This window comes from Thalassobacter sp. 16PALIMAR09 (assembly GCF_000765485.1).
Lineage (GTDB): Bacteria > Pseudomonadota > Alphaproteobacteria > Rhodobacterales > Rhodobacteraceae > Thalassobacter > Thalassobacter stenotrophicus.
Genome location: NZ_JHAK01000002.1, coordinates 64,842 through 80,270, shown reverse-complemented (window position 1 = coordinate 80,270; position 15,429 = coordinate 64,842). Strand labels below are relative to the sequence as shown.

22 protein-coding genes are annotated in these 15,429 nt (G+C 59.0%); 3 read left to right on the top strand and 19 right to left on the bottom strand.

The annotated features are described in order from the left end of the window. Positions 1-4 precede the first annotated feature (4 nt). The 7 genes from PM04_RS04235 to PM04_RS04205 all read right to left on the bottom strand — a co-directional run bounded on the left by PM04_RS04235 (position 5) and on the right by PM04_RS04205 (position 4,683). Positions 5-1,009, bottom strand: coding sequence for a BMP family protein (locus tag PM04_RS04235; RefSeq protein ID WP_038004079.1), 1,005 nt, complete (start codon positions 1,007-1,009; stop codon positions 5-7). Between the two features lie 132 nt (positions 1,010-1,141). Then, positions 1,142-1,543 carry a ribosomal protein S18-alanine N-acetyltransferase gene (gene rimI / locus PM04_RS04230; RefSeq protein ID WP_052068196.1) on the bottom strand — a complete coding sequence of 134 codons (402 nt, stop codon included), beginning with the start codon at positions 1,541-1,543 and terminating at the stop codon, positions 1,142-1,144. Beyond that, positions 1,543-2,175 (bottom strand): tRNA (adenosine(37)-N6)-threonylcarbamoyltransferase complex dimerization subunit type 1 TsaB, encoded by a 633-nt coding sequence (gene tsaB, locus PM04_RS04225; protein ID WP_038004077.1) that lies wholly within the window; start codon positions 2,173-2,175, stop codon positions 1,543-1,545. Before tsaB ends, rimI begins: the two co-directional genes overlap by 1 nt. Continuing rightward, positions 2,165-2,725: a NifU family protein gene (locus tag PM04_RS04220; RefSeq protein ID WP_038004076.1), complete on the bottom strand. Its 561-nt coding sequence runs from the start codon at positions 2,723-2,725 to the stop codon at positions 2,165-2,167. The genes tsaB and PM04_RS04220 overlap by 11 nt, the downstream gene beginning before the upstream one ends. A gap of 76 nt (positions 2,726-2,801) precedes the next feature. Beyond that, positions 2,802-3,257 carry a universal stress protein gene (locus tag PM04_RS04215; protein WP_038004075.1) on the bottom strand — a complete coding sequence of 152 codons (456 nt, stop codon included), beginning with the start codon at positions 3,255-3,257 and terminating at the stop codon, positions 2,802-2,804. Between the two features lie 70 nt (positions 3,258-3,327). Beyond that, on the bottom strand, positions 3,328-4,191 hold the full coding sequence (locus tag PM04_RS04210) for a branched-chain amino acid aminotransferase (protein WP_038004074.1): 864 nt from the start codon (positions 4,189-4,191) through the stop codon (positions 3,328-3,330). 84 nt (positions 4,192-4,275) lie between these two features. Continuing rightward, on the bottom strand, positions 4,276-4,683 hold the full coding sequence (locus PM04_RS04205) for a universal stress protein (RefSeq protein WP_038004072.1): 408 nt from the start codon (positions 4,681-4,683) through the stop codon (positions 4,276-4,278). Positions 4,684-4,778: 95 nt separating this feature from the next. On the opposite strand from PM04_RS04205, the gene PM04_RS04200 reads away from it, so the two are divergent. After that, entirely contained in the window at positions 4,779-5,273 is a 495-nt protein-coding gene (locus PM04_RS04200; protein WP_234702804.1) for a pyridoxamine 5-phosphate oxidase, read from the top strand. On the opposite strand, the gene PM04_RS04195 is transcribed toward PM04_RS04200, so the two are convergent. Genes PM04_RS04195 through PM04_RS04155 form a run of 9 tightly spaced genes read right to left on the bottom strand, consistent with a single transcriptional unit; the run spans position 5,261 to position 9,833 of the window. Next, entirely contained in the window at positions 5,261-5,761 is a 501-nt protein-coding gene (locus PM04_RS04195) for a hypothetical protein (RefSeq protein ID WP_038004070.1), read from the bottom strand. The two genes, PM04_RS04200 and PM04_RS04195, sit on opposite strands and share 13 nt — an antisense overlap. 8 nt (positions 5,762-5,769) lie before the next feature. Continuing rightward, positions 5,770-6,501, bottom strand: a complete 732-nt coding sequence (flgH, locus tag PM04_RS04190; RefSeq protein ID WP_038004069.1) for a flagellar basal body L-ring protein FlgH — start codon at positions 6,499-6,501, stop codon at positions 5,770-5,772. Between the two features lie 12 nt (positions 6,502-6,513). After that, the gene (flgA, locus tag PM04_RS04185; RefSeq protein WP_038004068.1) at positions 6,514-6,942 is read right to left on the bottom strand and encodes a flagellar basal body P-ring formation chaperone FlgA; all 429 of its coding nucleotides are present in this window, start codon (positions 6,940-6,942) and stop codon (positions 6,514-6,516) included. A 4-nt stretch (positions 6,943-6,946) separates the two neighbouring features. Further along, a complete protein-coding gene (flgG, locus tag PM04_RS04180; protein WP_038004067.1) occupies positions 6,947-7,732 on the bottom strand; it encodes a flagellar basal-body rod protein FlgG in 786 nt (261 codons plus the stop codon). A 15-nt stretch (positions 7,733-7,747) separates the two neighbouring features. After that, a complete protein-coding gene (locus PM04_RS04175; protein WP_038004065.1) occupies positions 7,748-8,467 on the bottom strand; it encodes a flagellar hook-basal body complex protein in 720 nt (239 codons plus the stop codon). Next, the gene (locus PM04_RS04170) at positions 8,467-8,733 is read right to left on the bottom strand and encodes a flagellar biosynthetic protein FliQ (RefSeq protein ID WP_038004064.1); all 267 of its coding nucleotides are present in this window, start codon (positions 8,731-8,733) and stop codon (positions 8,467-8,469) included. The genes PM04_RS04175 and PM04_RS04170 overlap by 1 nt, the downstream gene beginning before the upstream one ends. Positions 8,734-8,745: 12 nt before the next feature. Next, complete coding sequence (gene fliE / locus PM04_RS04165) at positions 8,746-9,039, bottom strand: flagellar hook-basal body complex protein FliE (RefSeq protein WP_038004062.1); 294 nt, start codon at positions 9,037-9,039, stop codon at positions 8,746-8,748. Positions 9,040-9,053: 14 nt separating this feature from the next. Next, entirely contained in the window at positions 9,054-9,446 is a 393-nt protein-coding gene (gene flgC, locus PM04_RS04160; protein WP_116904364.1) for a flagellar basal body rod protein FlgC, read from the bottom strand. 9 nt (positions 9,447-9,455) lie between these two features. Next, positions 9,456-9,833: a FlgB family protein gene (locus PM04_RS04155; RefSeq protein WP_038004060.1), complete on the bottom strand. Its 378-nt coding sequence runs from the start codon at positions 9,831-9,833 to the stop codon at positions 9,456-9,458. Between the two features lie 84 nt (positions 9,834-9,917). On the opposite strand from PM04_RS04155, the gene PM04_RS04150 reads away from it, so the two are divergent. Both PM04_RS04150 and deoD read left to right on the top strand, forming a co-directional pair. Beyond that, positions 9,918-11,237 (top strand): FliI/YscN family ATPase, encoded by a 1,320-nt coding sequence (locus PM04_RS04150; RefSeq protein ID WP_038004059.1) that lies wholly within the window; start codon positions 9,918-9,920, stop codon positions 11,235-11,237. A gap of 40 nt (positions 11,238-11,277) precedes the next feature. Beyond that, positions 11,278-11,982: a purine-nucleoside phosphorylase gene (deoD, locus tag PM04_RS04145; RefSeq protein ID WP_038004058.1), complete on the top strand. Its 705-nt coding sequence runs from the start codon at positions 11,278-11,280 to the stop codon at positions 11,980-11,982. Here the strand turns inward: deoD and PM04_RS04140 are convergent. The 3 genes from PM04_RS04140 to PM04_RS04130 form a co-directional block, all read right to left on the bottom strand. Then, entirely contained in the window at positions 11,979-13,151 is a 1,173-nt protein-coding gene (locus PM04_RS04140; RefSeq protein ID WP_038004057.1) for a type III PLP-dependent enzyme, read from the bottom strand. The two genes, deoD and PM04_RS04140, sit on opposite strands and share 4 nt — an antisense overlap. Before the next feature lie 224 nt (positions 13,152-13,375). Then, the gene (locus PM04_RS04135) at positions 13,376-14,410 is read right to left on the bottom strand and encodes a glycine betaine/L-proline ABC transporter ATP-binding protein (protein WP_038004056.1); all 1,035 of its coding nucleotides are present in this window, start codon (positions 14,408-14,410) and stop codon (positions 13,376-13,378) included. Next, positions 14,407-15,429, bottom strand: a complete 1,023-nt coding sequence (locus tag PM04_RS04130; protein WP_038004055.1) for a proline/glycine betaine ABC transporter permease — start codon at positions 15,427-15,429, stop codon at positions 14,407-14,409. Before PM04_RS04130 ends, PM04_RS04135 begins: the two co-directional genes overlap by 4 nt.

The following is a 15,429-nucleotide window of genomic DNA, read 5'->3' as shown; positions in this document are numbered from 1 at the left end:
CCTATCAGAACGTCAAAACGGGGCAGCTGTCGTCGCTGGTGTAGTCATGCACCGTCAACCCGCCACTCACGATCTGATCAGCGGCGGCATACACCTCTGACAGCATGGAAAACGGCACGATGGCCTCGTTGAACCCGTCAAGCGCAATGCCAACGCCACGGTTGGACAGGTCCATCCGCACGACACCAGCCTCAAAGCCTTCAGCACCGGCAGAGAACACGTCATAAACGGCGTTATCCACGCGCTTCAGCATGGATGTCAGAACCTCACCGGGGTGCAGGAAGTTTTGGTTGCTATCGACGCCGATGGACAGAATGTCTTCATCTGCGGCTGCTTGCAGCACACCAATACCTGTGCCGCCCGCCGCTGCGTAAACCACATCTGCGCCTTGGCTGATCTGGCTGCGCGTCAATTCGGCGCCGCGCACCGGGTCGTTCCAAGCGGTGGGCGTTGTACCGGTCATGTTGGCGATCACAGTCGCCTCGGGGTTCGCGGCCAGAACACCTTGGGCGTAGCCGCAGGCGAATTTTCGGATCAACGGCACGTCCATGCCGCCAACGAACGAAACCGTCCCGGTCTCAGACGCTTTTGCCGCCATCATACCCACAAGGTACGATCCCTCATGCTCGGAAAATGCGATTTGGCGCACGTTTGGCAGATCACCAAGCCAGTCAACATCGATGATCGCAAAGTTAGTGTCGGGATAATCGGGCGCCACTTCGCTGAGCGCAGAGGCGTTCGCAAAGCCCAAAACGACGATCGGGTTCGCGCCCCGCTCGGCCATCCGGCGCATGGTTTGCTCACGCTGAGCCTCATTCGCAAGCTCGGTTTCGACGTATTCGCCACCGGTCTCGGCCACCCAACGCTGTGCGCCGTTGAACGCGCTTTCGTTGAAGGATTTGTCGAATTTACCGCCCAGATCGATGATCAGGCCCGGCTCCGCAGCGGCGGCACCCGCCGTGAGTGCAAGCATGGCAGCAGCGCCAAGAAATTTCTGCTTAAGGTTCATTTGTATCTCCCAGGTTTTCAAACGGAGGGCGCAACCAGACGGGCGCCACCCCTCGCGAGCATGCGCAGAATAAGGCCGCAGCAACCGGGAAGGGTCAACTGCTTTTTGACTAATTTCTCCACCGACGTGCCGTTACATCGCCCGGCGCAGAACCAATGCGTCTGTGCCCGCATAATAGGCAGGACGACGACCCACCTGCGCAAAGCCATGCTTGGCATAAAGCGCGCAAGCCGCGGCATTGTCAGCAGCAACTTCTAGGAACATGTCCTGCGCGCCCGCCATCTTTGCCACTTTGCAAAGGCTCTGCACCAACGCATCGCCCACACCCTGCCGCCGCTGCGCTGGATCAACCGCAAGCGTTAGCAACTCAGCCTCATCCGCGATCACGCGCACCACGCCAAAGCCGCCCTCAATGCAGTGAATCAAAGCGTTCGCATCCTGCGCATAGGCCGCAAATTCCTGCGTAGACCATGGTCGCGGTGCAGCCTGAAAACACTGCGCGTGCAAAGCCGCCATATCCTCGGGCATCATCATTACGGCAGAATAATAGGGGCCGCTTCGCGCGAAGGCGCCGCATCCGCAGGACGAATATACAGTGGCACCGGGCGCAATACGTCTTGTCCAATTCGCGCCATTGCAACTCGTGCTATAGCCTCGGCAATGGGATGCGCGGGCGCGATAACTCGTAGGCCAGCCGCCGCCATGGCAGGGGTGTCCGTGGCGCAAATAACAGTCCGCTCCGCCGCATCCGAAACAGGGGCAAGCCGCGCAGGCAAATCCGCGTCAGCGCTCAAATACAGGTGATCACGTGGGGCCGCCACAGCGCAAAGTGTTGTCACATCGCGCGCGCCGCACGCCAAGGCATCAAACCCGTTCACCCCTATCGCAGGGCACCCTAGGCCCAGCGCAAGCCCCCGCGCCGTCGCAACAGAAATGCGAATACCCGTGAAATTTCCAGGGCCAGTCCCCACGCCGATCGCATCCAACGCGGCCCATGTCGTGCCGCCTTGTCCAAGGACATCTTCGAGCAGAGGCATCAAGCGCTCCGCCTGCCCACGGCCCATATCCTCGTGAACCGAGGCCACAACACGGTCACCGCAAAGCAAAGCGGCCGCGCAATGCGCGGCCGATGTGTCAAAGCCTAAAACAAGGGGGTCAGACGGCAACGGGCCGGACCTCCAGCACCTCTGGGATGTAGTGGCGCAGCAAATTCTCAATCCCCATCTTGAGCGTCAGGGTCGAAGACGGACAGCCCGCGCAGGCGCCTTTCATGTGCAGATAAACCACACCCCGGTCAAAGCCGTGGAACGTGATATCACCGCCATCTTGGGCCACCGCTGGGCGCACGCGTGTGTCCAGCAACTCTTTGATCTGGCCAACAATGACAGTGTCCTCACCGTGATCCACATCCGTGTGGCCCGAGCCCGCATCGCCTTCCATGATGGGCGCGCCGGACTGGTAATGCTCCATGATCGCACCCAAAATCGAGGGTTTGATATGATCCCACTCTACGGGCTCATCCTTGGTCACGGTCACAAAATCCGTGCCAAAGAACACGCCCGTCACGCCTTCAACCCCGAACAAACGGGTCGCAAGCGGAGAGGTCTGTGCCGCCTCAGCAGTGGTAAAATCCGCAGTGCCTAGGTCCATCACGGGCTGACCGGGCAGGAATTTCAAGGTCGCAGGGTTTGGCGTCGATTCCGTTTGGATAAACATGGGCAGCTTCCTTCGATTGGACTTCTTATATGCAAATCCAAAGGCAAAAGGTCAAGATATTTGGAACGGTTCTAACTTAGGTTACAGCTTCTAGCTGCTCTTTCGACATCTCACCGGGGACGATCGTCACGGGAATGGGCAGGTTGCCCGCAATCCGCGTCAGTTGTGTCACAAGCGGACCGGGACCGTTTTTGTCGATGCCAGCGCCCAAAACAAGGACCCCAATATCCGTGTCCGCCTTTACCTGAGCGAGGATTTCATCGAACACTTCGCCCTCACGAATGACCAACTCGGGATCGATATTTTGACGGTCCCGCATCCATTTTGCGAATACTTCGAAATGTGCCTCAATCCGTTCGCGCGCCTCTTGGCGCATGATGTCGCCCACACCAATCCAGTGGTTAAACTCTTCTGGCGGGATCACGGCCAGCACTTCGACCCCGCCCCCCGTATTGGCGGCGCGCATCGCGGCAAAGCGGATCGCATTCAAACATTCACGGCTGTCGTCGAGCACAACAAGAAACTTGCGCATCGGATCCTCCCGATTGATCGGCTCGGACTGTGCATGCTCCGGCCACCTCTGGCAATGGCAAATACGCGGGTTAGGCCTCGCTCAGCGCCCAATCCCAATACAACTCACGCGCGCGGCGGGCGATGGGGCCGACTTGATATTGGACGTTATCAAAGGCTGTCACCGGCGTAATCTTGGTCATATTGCCGGTCAAAAACACCTCATCTGCGCTGCGAAAATCATCAAAGCTAAGCACACATTCATGCACCTTAACCCCGTCACGGCGCAGGTTATCCATGTGCCGCGCCCGCGTGATGCCCGCCAAGAATGTGCCGTTGGGGATGGGAGTGAACACCTCACCGTCACGCACCATGAACACGTTTGAGGTGGCGGTTTCGGCCACGTTGCCCATGGCATCCGCGACCAACGCGTTGCCAAACCCTTTGCGCGTAGCCTCTGCCAACATGCGCGCATTGTTTGGATAAAGGCAGCCAGCCTTAGCATTGCACACCGCATCCTCAAGGACGGGACGGCGGAATTGGGTCATGGTCAGGGTTGTGGTCGTGTCCTGCGGGGCCATTGGAATTTGCTCAAGGCAGATCGCAAACCCCGTGGCACCCATTTTGGGCAAAACGCCCAGCGGGCCACCCTCCAGCGCCCAATACATTGGCCTGATATAAACGGCGTCATTGGGGCCATAGGATTTTAACCCTTCCTCAACGATTTGCACCATATCTATGGGGGAAACCGTGGGCGTGATCATCAACGCTTCGGCGGATCGGTTGACCCGTTCGCAATGCGCCGCAAGGTCGGGCACGCGGCCCTCAAACCACCGCGCGCCGTCAAACACGCTCGACCCGAGCCACATCCCATGATCAGCCGCGCGCATAACGGGCACGTCGCCGTCGTGCCAGCGGCCCTCAAAATATGTGCGAATGTTTGTACCCGTTGCCATCTGCGCCTCCCCTATTTGGGCGGAGCTTAGGCGCGGTGTCGGGGCGGCTCAAGCCCAGAGGTTCGGGTGGCCAATCACAGCCCTTTAGCGCACAACATGCACGCAACATTTCGCGTGCCGGACCACACGCGCAGCGGTAGAGCCTAGGAAATAATCCTGGACCGACGGGCAATGCGAGGCGATCACGATCAAATCCGTCTCACGACGCTCGGCCTCCTCCAAAATTCTATGGCCCGAGCGGCCCTCCACCACGACCACATCAATATCTGGGCTATTGCCAGTTTTTTCGCGCAACCCATTCACCAGCTGAGCCCGATTTCCCTCCATTTGCTCTTTGGTCAGGTATTCGGTCGCATAGGATGGCAGATGCTCACGCACGTGGATGGCCGTGATTTTGCCGCCCTCATCAAGCAACTTGCGCGCCACGTTCAAGGCCTGCGAAACATCACGTTTATCGTCAAATGCGATCGGAACAAGGATATTGGAGTACATGATTAATCCCTCTTTCTAGTTCCCTCACAATAATCGAGCCCAAAGAAACGTCTTTGATATGCATCAGACGTTTGCCGCTTGCCCGCGTAGCGACTGTGGCCCATCTTCCTCGTATGACCGACCCGTTTCGCCCAGTTGATGACGATGCCCGCGCAACCATGGACAGGTTGCTTGCCGAAATGCGGCATGGCGTGTTGTCTTACCTAGACCCAAAGCGCGCAACGCCATCGGCCAGCCGAATTGCACTTCTCTGCCTGCCGGGGCACGGCCTCGTCACACTGGTGTCGGAGCTATCTCTGCACACACCCGCCCTACAATCTGGCGCAAAATGCGCCCTATTGGTCGGGGAACCCGCGGCCAAGGGCGACGCATTGACGGCACCGCGGGCCACCCTGCACGTCCAACCTGAACCCGTCGATAAAGCCACCATCCGGGACGCATGGTTAACCCACCTGCCCAAATCAGCCCTCTATTTCGATTTCACCGACTTCATCGCGTTCGACTTTGGCCTTGATGACGCTTTCCTGAACGGCGGCTTTGGCAAAGCATTTCTGTTCACTGCCGACGACCTAAGGCCCTATGCGTCCTGACGCACGATATCCGTGATCAACACCCCAACATGGGTACCGCCCAGCGCCTTGTGCGCAGCCTCAGATAGACCCTTTCGCAGCATCTCCATCTTGCTGAAATCCGTAAAAACGCCATCAAAACCACCAGTATTCGCGTGAAAAAACAGCACCTCATTGAACAGATCGCGCAACTTTGGCTCACGTTCATAGACAGTCGCATCCTGATCACCGCTGACCTCGACACTCAGCGAGAGGATCACCAGCGCGGCCACCCGACCAGATTTCAGCACTGGAATAACGAACTGGTTGTTAAGCTTAACATACTCCAACTCCGATGGCGTCTCAGCTTCTACGGCCTTGAGCGTCTGAGTGGTCTCTGACGGCAGGCAATCATGCGCGCCATCCTCATCGACAACCTCCACCGGGGCAGGCTTTAAGAAAAACCCAGCGGCCGCCCCGCCCCCGACGCCAAGAACCACCAACAAAAGCGGGAGAATGAATTTCATCATGTCAAACCTCAGAACGGTAAAAGAATATCGGCAACCTGCTGACCATAGCGCGGCTGCTGCATGTCAGAGATTTGCCCACGACCACCGTAGGAAATACGCGCCGAAGCGATCTTGTCGTAGGTGATCTCATTCTGCCGTGAGATATCCTCAGGCCGCACAAATCCGCTAACCAGTAACTCGCGGACTTCAAAGTTAACGCGCACCTCCTGCGACCCCTCGATCCGGGCGACCCCATTGGGCAGCACATCAACAACCGTCGCAGCCACGCGGAGGGTCAGCTTTTCGTTGCGCCGTACAGACCCATCGCCCGAAGATGAGCTGGATCCGCTCGCATTCACACCATTGCCAAGGGTCGCGTCACCCGGCAGTTGACGATCAATCAACTGTGGCAGCCCAAGGAACTGCGGAATCGCCATCGCCTCCGAACCAGAGCGCGAGCGATCCGTACTATTCGAAATCTCAGCCTGATCGTTAATCTCAATCACAACGGTCATGATATCGCCCCGGCGGCTGGCCCGACGATCTCCCAATAGGGATTGCCGATCCCCGGACCAAAGCGAGGCCCGCTGCACCCCCGGCCTTCGCTCGGCCATCTCTGGAAAGCTGTTGCTGACCATGGCGCTGTGTTCATAACCGCCCGTAATGGGCGTAAATTCCGGCGCCTTACCCACCTCGGACAGGCGATCACAGGCCGTTACAGACAATGCACACAGGATAAGCAGGGAACGTTTCAAAAGCATGGGAAGGTCCAATTAAAATCTGTTGGGGTTAACGATGACGGAACCGTCAGAAGTCACGGTGCCGAAGACAGTGGATCGAGAGGCAAGGTTCATGACGCGCAGGGTTTCGCCCACACCCGCGGCGCCCAGCGCGCGCCCCTCGGTCGTGATCAAAAGACCACCCGCGTTAAAAACCAGCGGCACGATTGCGTTGCGTTCGACCAAAGTGGGGCGCCCAACGTCTTCGGGGCGAATGGGGCGGTTCGCATACAGGTTCACGCGCGCCTCCATACCGATCAGTGCCTTGGGGTCGGTGGCCGCACCGGGCAACGTCATCTCGCTGAGGCTGAGGTGATCCGCCGTTAGGATCGTACCACTGCGAATTGTCATGGCCGCCAACACGGCATCCGCGCGAGCCGCGGCGGGCATTAACAAGACAAACATCATTAAGATTAGTTTCATGATATCACCGGATCTGCGTTGTCGCGCTAAGCATTTGGTCCGCCGCAGTGATGACCTTGGCATTCAACTCATACCCACGCTGCGCCTCGATCAGGTCGGTAACTTCTTTCACCGCATCAACGGAGCTGTCCTCAAGGTAGCCTTGGCGAAAGGACCCCAACCCGTTTTCACCGGGCGTGCCCACCAATGGCGCCCCAGACGCTCCGGTTTCTCGGAACAGATTGCCACCAATCGCCTCAAGACCCTTTTCATTCGAAAACCCCGAAAGCGTCAGCTGACCCAAAAGCTCCGGCTCAGTCCGATCGTTGAAATAGGCGTAAATCTCACCCTCAGGGTTAATCGATAGCGACTGTGTGTCCTCGGGCACCGTGATGTCGGGTACCACAGGGTAGCCATCGCTCGTGACAAGTTGGCCATCGCCCGTCATCTTGAGCGCGCCATCGCGGGTGAACCCCGACACACCCGAGGGCAGCGTCACTTCAATGTAGCCCTTGCCCTCAATCGCGAGGTCCAGATCGCCGCCCGTTGCGGACAGCGCCCCTTGGTTCACATTCATCGTCACAGCGGTCGGCCGCACCCCCAGCCCCAACTGCACACCCGCAGGGACAACCGTCCCATCAGACGCGGCGATAGAGCCCGCGCGCGTCACCTGTTGATAATGCAGGTCCGCAAACTCAGCCCGTCGGGCGTTATAACCAGTGGTGTTCATATTCGCGAGGTTGTTGGAAATCACCTCGACTCGTGTCTGCTGGGCGCTCATGCCCGTGGCTGCGATTTGGAGTGCACGCATGTTGGTCTCCTTTTTCTATCGGCCTATGAGCTGGGTCACAGAGCGCATCCGCTCGTCCTCCCGCTCCATGAAGCCTTGGCCCATCTGGTAGGCGTGTTGCACTTGGATCATCCGAGAAATCTCAGAGACCGCGTCGACATTTGATCCCTCAAGAAACCCTTGCAGGACGCGCCCATTTTCAACCGGCTCAAGCGCGCCGTCGGTCGTGAAGCTCACCCCATTCGTCCGGTCGAGAGAGTTGATATCTTCGGGCATCACCAAACCGATCTGCGCCAGCAGCCGGCCATCCGCGCTAAGCGTGCCATCAATGCTGATGTGCACATCGCTCACGTCGGGTGGGATAAAGATCGGGGCACCACCAGCATCCAACACCCGCAAGCCCTCGGGCGTGACAAGATCCCCGGCATCATTGGGCAAAAACGCACCCGCGCGGGTCAATTGGATCTCGCCCTCGGGGCCCTCAACTTGGAAAAAACCATCCCCTTCGATGGCCAAATCATAGGTGCCATTCGTCTGGCTCAGCGCACCCTGCACCGAGCGGGTGACATGCCCGTTGCCCGTAGCCATCGACAGCGAAGGCTGCCCCTCGCCCAAATCCTTCACATGCTCCGAAAAGATCAGCCCCTCAGCGCGGTAACCCGTCGTCGAGGCGTTGGCGATGTTGTTGGCCACCATGCTCATTTCTCGCATCAGGCCGGACTGCCGCGTCAGCGTGGTATAAATCCCGTCTGACATCAGATGCTCACGATCAGGGGAATGATCGTATCCCCGAAAAAGTCCGTAAGGACCGTGCTCATGAAGCCCATCGTCGCCCAAAACACGACCATAATGGCCCCCAGTTTTGGCACAAAGGTCAGGGTCATTTCCTGAATAGACGTCAGCGCTTGGACCAAGCCGATGATCAAACCCACAACAAGGGCCACGGTCAGGATCGGCGTGGACATCAAAAGTGCTGCCCAGAGCCCCTGCCGCATCGTGTCGAAAAAGATAAACTCATCCATGAAACAGACCCCTCATACCGGCATCCTCAAGATTTCTTGATAGGCTTCGACGACCTTGTCGCGGACGGTCACGGCCGTCTCGACCGCAAGGCTGGTTTCGGCCAAAGCGGTGACCAAAGCATGCGGGTCGGCCCCGGTTGTCATGGCCGCTTGGGCCTGCGCCTCACCTTGCTGAACAGTCTGCGCAAAGTTCTGCGCGATCTTTGCAAAGTCAGGTCCTGCAGGCGTTTGCTCTTGGGGCTTGGGCTGCGCAATTGACCGCCCAGCGCCGTAGGCTTGCTGCGCAAAAGAAGAACGAATATCCATCTCTCATCTCCCCCTTACTGTCTCATTATCTCATTGAGTTTGTTCGACATCTTGCGTGTCTGCTCAAACATCTTGAGGTTGGCTTCATAGGACCGTTGCGCCTCTCGGGCGTCGGCCAATTCAATTAACAGATCGACGTTGGACCCGTCATAATGGCCCGTTTCGCTCGCCAACGGATGGGAAGGGTCATGCACCTTTGGAAGGTCGCTCTGATCCAACTGCACCGGCCCCAACTGAACCGCGCCGGACTTCTCACCAGCCTTCACCATCGCCTCAAACGACACCATCTTGCGGCGGTAGCCCGGGGTATCGGCATTCGCGATATTCTCAGAGACATGCCGCAGCCGCTGGGACTGGCTTTTCATGCCGCTCGCAAGAACCTCAAGTGTGTTGGAAAAACCCATGATCTAAACTCCTTACCTACGGCCTAGCCCGGCGCGCAAAACGCCAAGCGAAGCCTGATAAACGGTGATAGCGCGGCTATGGTCACGCTCCGCCTGAACGGATCGCAGCACCTCTTCATCCAAGGAAACGCTGTTTCCATTGGGATCAGCCGCGCCACCGGCGTCGATCTCACGCCACTCATTACGCGGCGCAGAAAAGTCAAAATGTGCAGGATGGGTGCGACGCGCCCGAAAGCCTGGATCAAGCTCAGCCTTGAACTCAGTCACATCCCGGGCGCGGTACCCCGGGGTGTCGGCGTTGGCGACATTACGTGCCGCAACTTCCTGACGGGCCGCTGCATGGCGGGCTTTGTCAGTCGCTAGATTTAGTATTCCAATTTTCTCAAGCATCGGGGCTTCTCCTCCGATTAATCTCAACCAAGCCTTAACTGTGATTCCTTTAGAAAGAGTAAGGAACAAACGGAAAACATCATTATGGTTACCGCCGAGCTTTTCACGACCTTGCGCAAGGAAGTCGCGCGCCTGAAGCCTGTGTATGATTTGGGATATGTCACTGAAATCAACGCCAACGCCCTTGTGGTTGCGGGGCTGTCAAAGGTCGCGCGTCAGGGCGACGAGGTCAGCTTTTCAGCGGAACATGGACAGAATCATCACGGTGAGATCACCCGGCTCAGCACGGACACCGTGACAATCATGCCCTACGGATCGCTTGACGGCGTGGCGATTGGCACCCCTGTCAAACTGTTGGGCGCGCCGCTTTTGGCCCCGGACAACAGCTGGATTGGCCACGTGCTGGACCCGTTCGGTGTCCCGATGGATGGCTCAACGGTCAGGATGGGCCCCCTGTCAAAATCCGTCCACGCGCCCGCGCCCCCCGCGCACGCGCGTCAGATCATGGGCGAACGGCTCCAGACCGGGGTCGGCGTCATGGACACCTTTCTCCCCTTGGCCAAGGGGCGACGGATCGGCCTTTTTGCAGGCTCTGGCGTGGGAAAATCGACGCTTTTGGGGCGGCTGGCGAAACGTGTGCCTGCCGATGTCACGGTCATCGCGCTGATTGGCGAACGCGGGCGCGAGCTACAGGAATTCATCCAAAAGGCCCTCGGCCCCGAAGGGATGGAACGGAGCATTATCGTCGCCGCGACCTCTGATATGGCCCCCAACCTGCGCCGCCGCGCGGCTTGGACCGCGATGACCATCGCCGAACATTTCCGCGATCAGGGCGCGCATGTCCTCTTCCTTGCCGACAGCCTCACCCGCTTTGCCGAAGCCTACCGCGAGGTGGCCGTTTCCGCCGGCGAAGAGGCCAATATGCGCGGCTTCCCCCCCAGCCTGACCCACGCGCTCGCCGCGCTAAGCGAACGGGCCGGACCGGGCGCAAAGGGTCAGGGCATGATCACGGCGGTGATGTCCGTTCTTGTCGCGGGCTCCGACATGGAGGAACCCGTGGCCGACATCCTGCGCGGGCTCCTTGATGGGCACATCCTCCTGAACCGCGACATCGCAGAACGGGGCCGATACCCCGCAATTGACGTGCTGCGCTCCGTCTCTCGGTGCTTGCCCGACGCCGCGACCGAACCGGAAAATACCCTGCTCAGCCAAGCGCGTCGCCTTATTGGCGCCTATGATCGGGCCGAAATGATGGTGCAATCCGGCCTCTATGAACGGGGCAACGACCCTCAACTGGACCAAGCGATCGCCGCCCTCCCCAAATTGGAGGCGTTTTTCGGCGACGGGCGGCACCTAAGCATCGAGCAAAGTTTCGAAGCCCTCGCGGCCTGTTTGCCAGACTAGCGCAATCCGCTAGACGTGGTCCAACAACAGGAGACGCGCCATGACCCCTCATATTTCCGCCCAACCCGGCGATATCGCCGAAACCGTCCTGATGCCCGGCGACCCGATGCGCGCCAAATGGGCCGCCGAAACCTTTCTCGACGCCCCCAAAGAGGTCAACGCGGTGCGCGGCATGCTGGGCTATACGGGCACATGGCGCGGCAACCCCGTCACGATCCACGGCTCTGGCATGGGCATGGCCAGCCTCTCGATCTATGCCAATGAACTGATCACCACCTACGGCGCCAAAACGCTGATCCGCATCGGCTCAACCGGCGCGATGCAAGAAAATGTCGGCATGCGTGACGTGATCCTTGCGATGACAGCAAGCACGGTTTCCACCCCGTCCTCGACCATCTTCAAGGAGCTCAACTTCGCCCCTTGCGCCGATTTCAACCTATTGAACGCCGCCCACACCGCCGCCAAGGCCAAGAACAGCACCGTCCACGTCGGTGGCATCTATAGCTCTGATACGTTCTACGATGAACGCCCCGACCTGAATGAGCAGATGACCCGCCACGGCATTCTCGCGGTTGAGATGGAGACGGCAGAACTTTACATCCTTGCCGCCCGCCACCGCTGTCGCGCGCTTTCTGTCCTAACGGTCTCGGACCACCTCCTGACGCATGAGGCGCTCCCCTCGCAGGAGCGCCAATCAAGCTTTGGGGACATGGTCGAAATCGCGCTTGAGGCGGCCTTCGCCTAGATCACAACTACATCCAGCGGCGGAAACCCGTTGAACCCAACCGAGCTGTAGGTCGAGGTATAGGCCCCGCAATTGCGGATAATCACCTTATCCCCCGCCTGCAGCGACAGCGGCAATTGGATCGGGCGGTTTTCATACAACACATCGGCGCTGTCGCACGACGGCCCCGCCAAAACGCAGGCCCCCACCTCATCCCCGTCACGGGGCGTGATGAATTGATACCGGATCGCCTCATCAATGGTTTCCGCGAGCCCTGAAAACTTGCCGATGTCCAAATACACCCAACGGTGCAGGTCATCGTCCGATTTCCGAGACACCAGCATCACCTCAGCAGCAATCGCCCCGGCCTCTGCCACAAGGCCGCGACCCGGCTCTGCCATGATATGCGGCACGTCACCAAAGCGAGCGGTCACACGCTCCATCACGCGGGTGGCATAGGCGGTTGGGGCCTCAATATCCTGGCCGTAAAACGCAGGAAAACCACCGCCAATGTTCAACAATTCCAACGCAAACCCTTCGTCCAAGGCACGATACCAAATGGCCGCCACCTGATCCAAAGTGCCCTCCCACATGCGGGCCTCGCGCGTTTGCGAACCAACGTGAAACGACAGCCCGTGCGGGTCTAGCCCCAGCATCCGCGCATGAGCCAGCAGCGACAAAACCTTATCCGCTGCGCAGCCGAACTTGCGCGAAAGGGGCCAATCAGCCTCTGGGTTGTCGACAATCACACGAATATACACCCGCGCGCCCGGGGCGTTGGCGGCGATTTTCTCAAGCTCTTCTTCTGCGTCGGCCGCAAACAAGGAGATGCCCACACCATGGGCCCACGCCACGTCCGAGGCGCGTTTGATCGTGTTCCCAAAGGAAATTTGATCGGGGCGCGCGCCTGCATCAAGGCACATCGCGATCTCACCGCGTGACGCAGCATCAAACCCGGATCCAAGCGCAACCAAACGGGCCAAGATCGCTTCATGAGGGTTCGCTTTGACCGCGTAATGGATATGCGCGCGCCCAAGGCCCGCCGCCAACGCGCGAAACTGCGTCTCAACTGCGTCCACGTCCACCACAAGGGTCGGGTGATCAAAACTGTTTGTGTCGATATAGGTTTCGGCGCGGGTGCGCGCACGGATAGGGGTGCGACCCGACAGGTCGGCTACGTATGCGTTCATGGTCATCTCCAATCAGACCCGGCCATTCCGGGTTCCCCCGGCTCAGACCGCTCACTTCCAAACAGAGACGTTACCGTCGCTACGTAACCGCGTGGGTGCTATGCCCACCTCGCCAGAGGCGCGTGCGTTGGCGTCTATAATCGCGCATATGGGGCCAATTTCAAAACCGATCAAGAAAAAAATTCAGGCCCGTGATCGGCGGCGGTTTTCTGTAACTTTTGGGGTTAATGGGTCCCCGTCACCCCGCGTGGCACCAAGGCGCGCACGAGGTCCCGCATGTCAATCTGACCCAGAATTTCACCATTTTTTACAACGCGGTAGCATAGGCTTGTCTCTCCGCCAGAGCGGGTAATCAACGCCTCAAGCGTGTCGTCCGGGTCCACGTCACCCGCACAGGTGCAGTCCTGCACCGGCCCCATAACTGAACGAACACGCAGCACCCGCGCGCGGTTAATATCGCGCACAAAATCCTCGATATACGGATCAGCCGGGGCCAGCAGAATCCCCTGCGGCTCACCCTGCTGGACCACCGCGCCGTCCTTCAGAATCACCAAATGATCCGCCAGCTTCAGGGCCTCATCCAGATCATGCGTGATAAAGACAATCGTCTTTTGCAGCTCAACCTGTAGCTCCAGCAACAGGTTCTGCATATCCGTCCGGATCAACGGATCCAGCGCGGAAAACGCCTCATCCATCAGCATGATATCAGCGTTTGAGGTCAGCGCCCGCGCGATACCGACACGTTGCTGCATCCCCCCCGAAAGCTGCGCGGGATACCGCCCCTCATAGCCATCCAGCCCCACGCGTTTAAGCCACTTTTGCGCCTCCGCCTCACGGGTCGGGCGGTCAACGCCCTGCACCTCTAACGCGGTCGCTGCGTTTTGCAGAACCGTCCGATGCGGCAGCAAAGCAAACTTCTGAAACACCATCGACATGCGTTTTTGGCGCAATTGGCGCAGCGCATCCGGACCCAGCGCAGTCACATCCTCACCATCCAAAAGGATTTCGCCAGCCGTCGGCTCAATCAACCGGTTCAAATGGCGGATCAGCGTCGACTTGCCAGAGCCAGACAAACCCATCACGACCGTGATCTCTCCGGGCTGCATATCGACCGAGATATCCTGCAACCCAAGCACGTGTTTGTGCCGCTCCAAAAGCTCGGTCTTGCCCATGCCCGCGCGAACATGCGCCATCATCGCCGCGTCATCGGGACCAAAGATTTTGTACAGCCCACGCAGGGCAATTTTCGGCATGCTCATTCAGCTTTTCCTGCCCGGTCCACACGCGCTAACGCCGCCTTGGACGTGCGGTCCAGAATGACCGCCAACAACACGATGCCGATGCCCGCCACCAGCCCCACGCCAAGCTCTAGATTGCGAATGCCGCGCAGGACCAGCACACCCAATCCCGGTGCGGATACAAGGCTGGCAATGACGACCATCGCAAGGCTCATCATGATGGTCTGGTTCACTCCTGCCATGATGTTCGGCAGCGCGAGCGGCAGTTGCACTTTCCACAGCTTTTGACGCTGCGACATGCCAAAGGCGTCCGCTGCCTCAATCACATCGCGGTCCACCAAACGAATGCCAAGGTCCGTCAATCGGATCACTGGGACAATCGCGTATAGAATAATCGCAATCCCATACAGCTTTGATTCCGTTACTGAAAACAGGAATATCAGCGGGATCAGATACACAAACGTCGGCAGCGTTTGCAGCAGGTCCAACACAGGCAAAATGCCCCTCTGCACCGCTTTGCTGCGCGACATCGCGATGCCGATGGGCACACCCAAAACCACCGATATCGACGTACAAACAAAGATAATCGAGAGCGTCTCAAGCGCGACCTCAAGGTGGTCAATCACCCCAAGCCCCAAGAACGACAGCGCCACAAACAGCGTCACCCCACGGGACCGCGACACAGCCCACGCCAGATAAATCAACGCCGGCAACAGCACCCACCACGGCACACTCGTGAAAAACCACAACGCGCTATCCAGCATCCACGAAAGGGGCTGCGTCACCGGGTCCAGCACCAGCTTTAGCTCGGGCCGCATCGCTAGAAATCCGTCCTCTAGCGCGGCGGTCACATCGCGGGTTTGGGCGATCTGGGGGCAGGCCTCATGCAACACATCAAGCGAGGGGAACGGCACGCCGCCCCCCCCATTTTCCGCACCTGTGCTGGCCAACAAATCGGCCATCGACAGGGGCGCATTGTCCCCCGCAGCATCGCACCAGGCCCGCAGGCCCAGCCCGTCAAAAACCCCCTCGTATGCCAC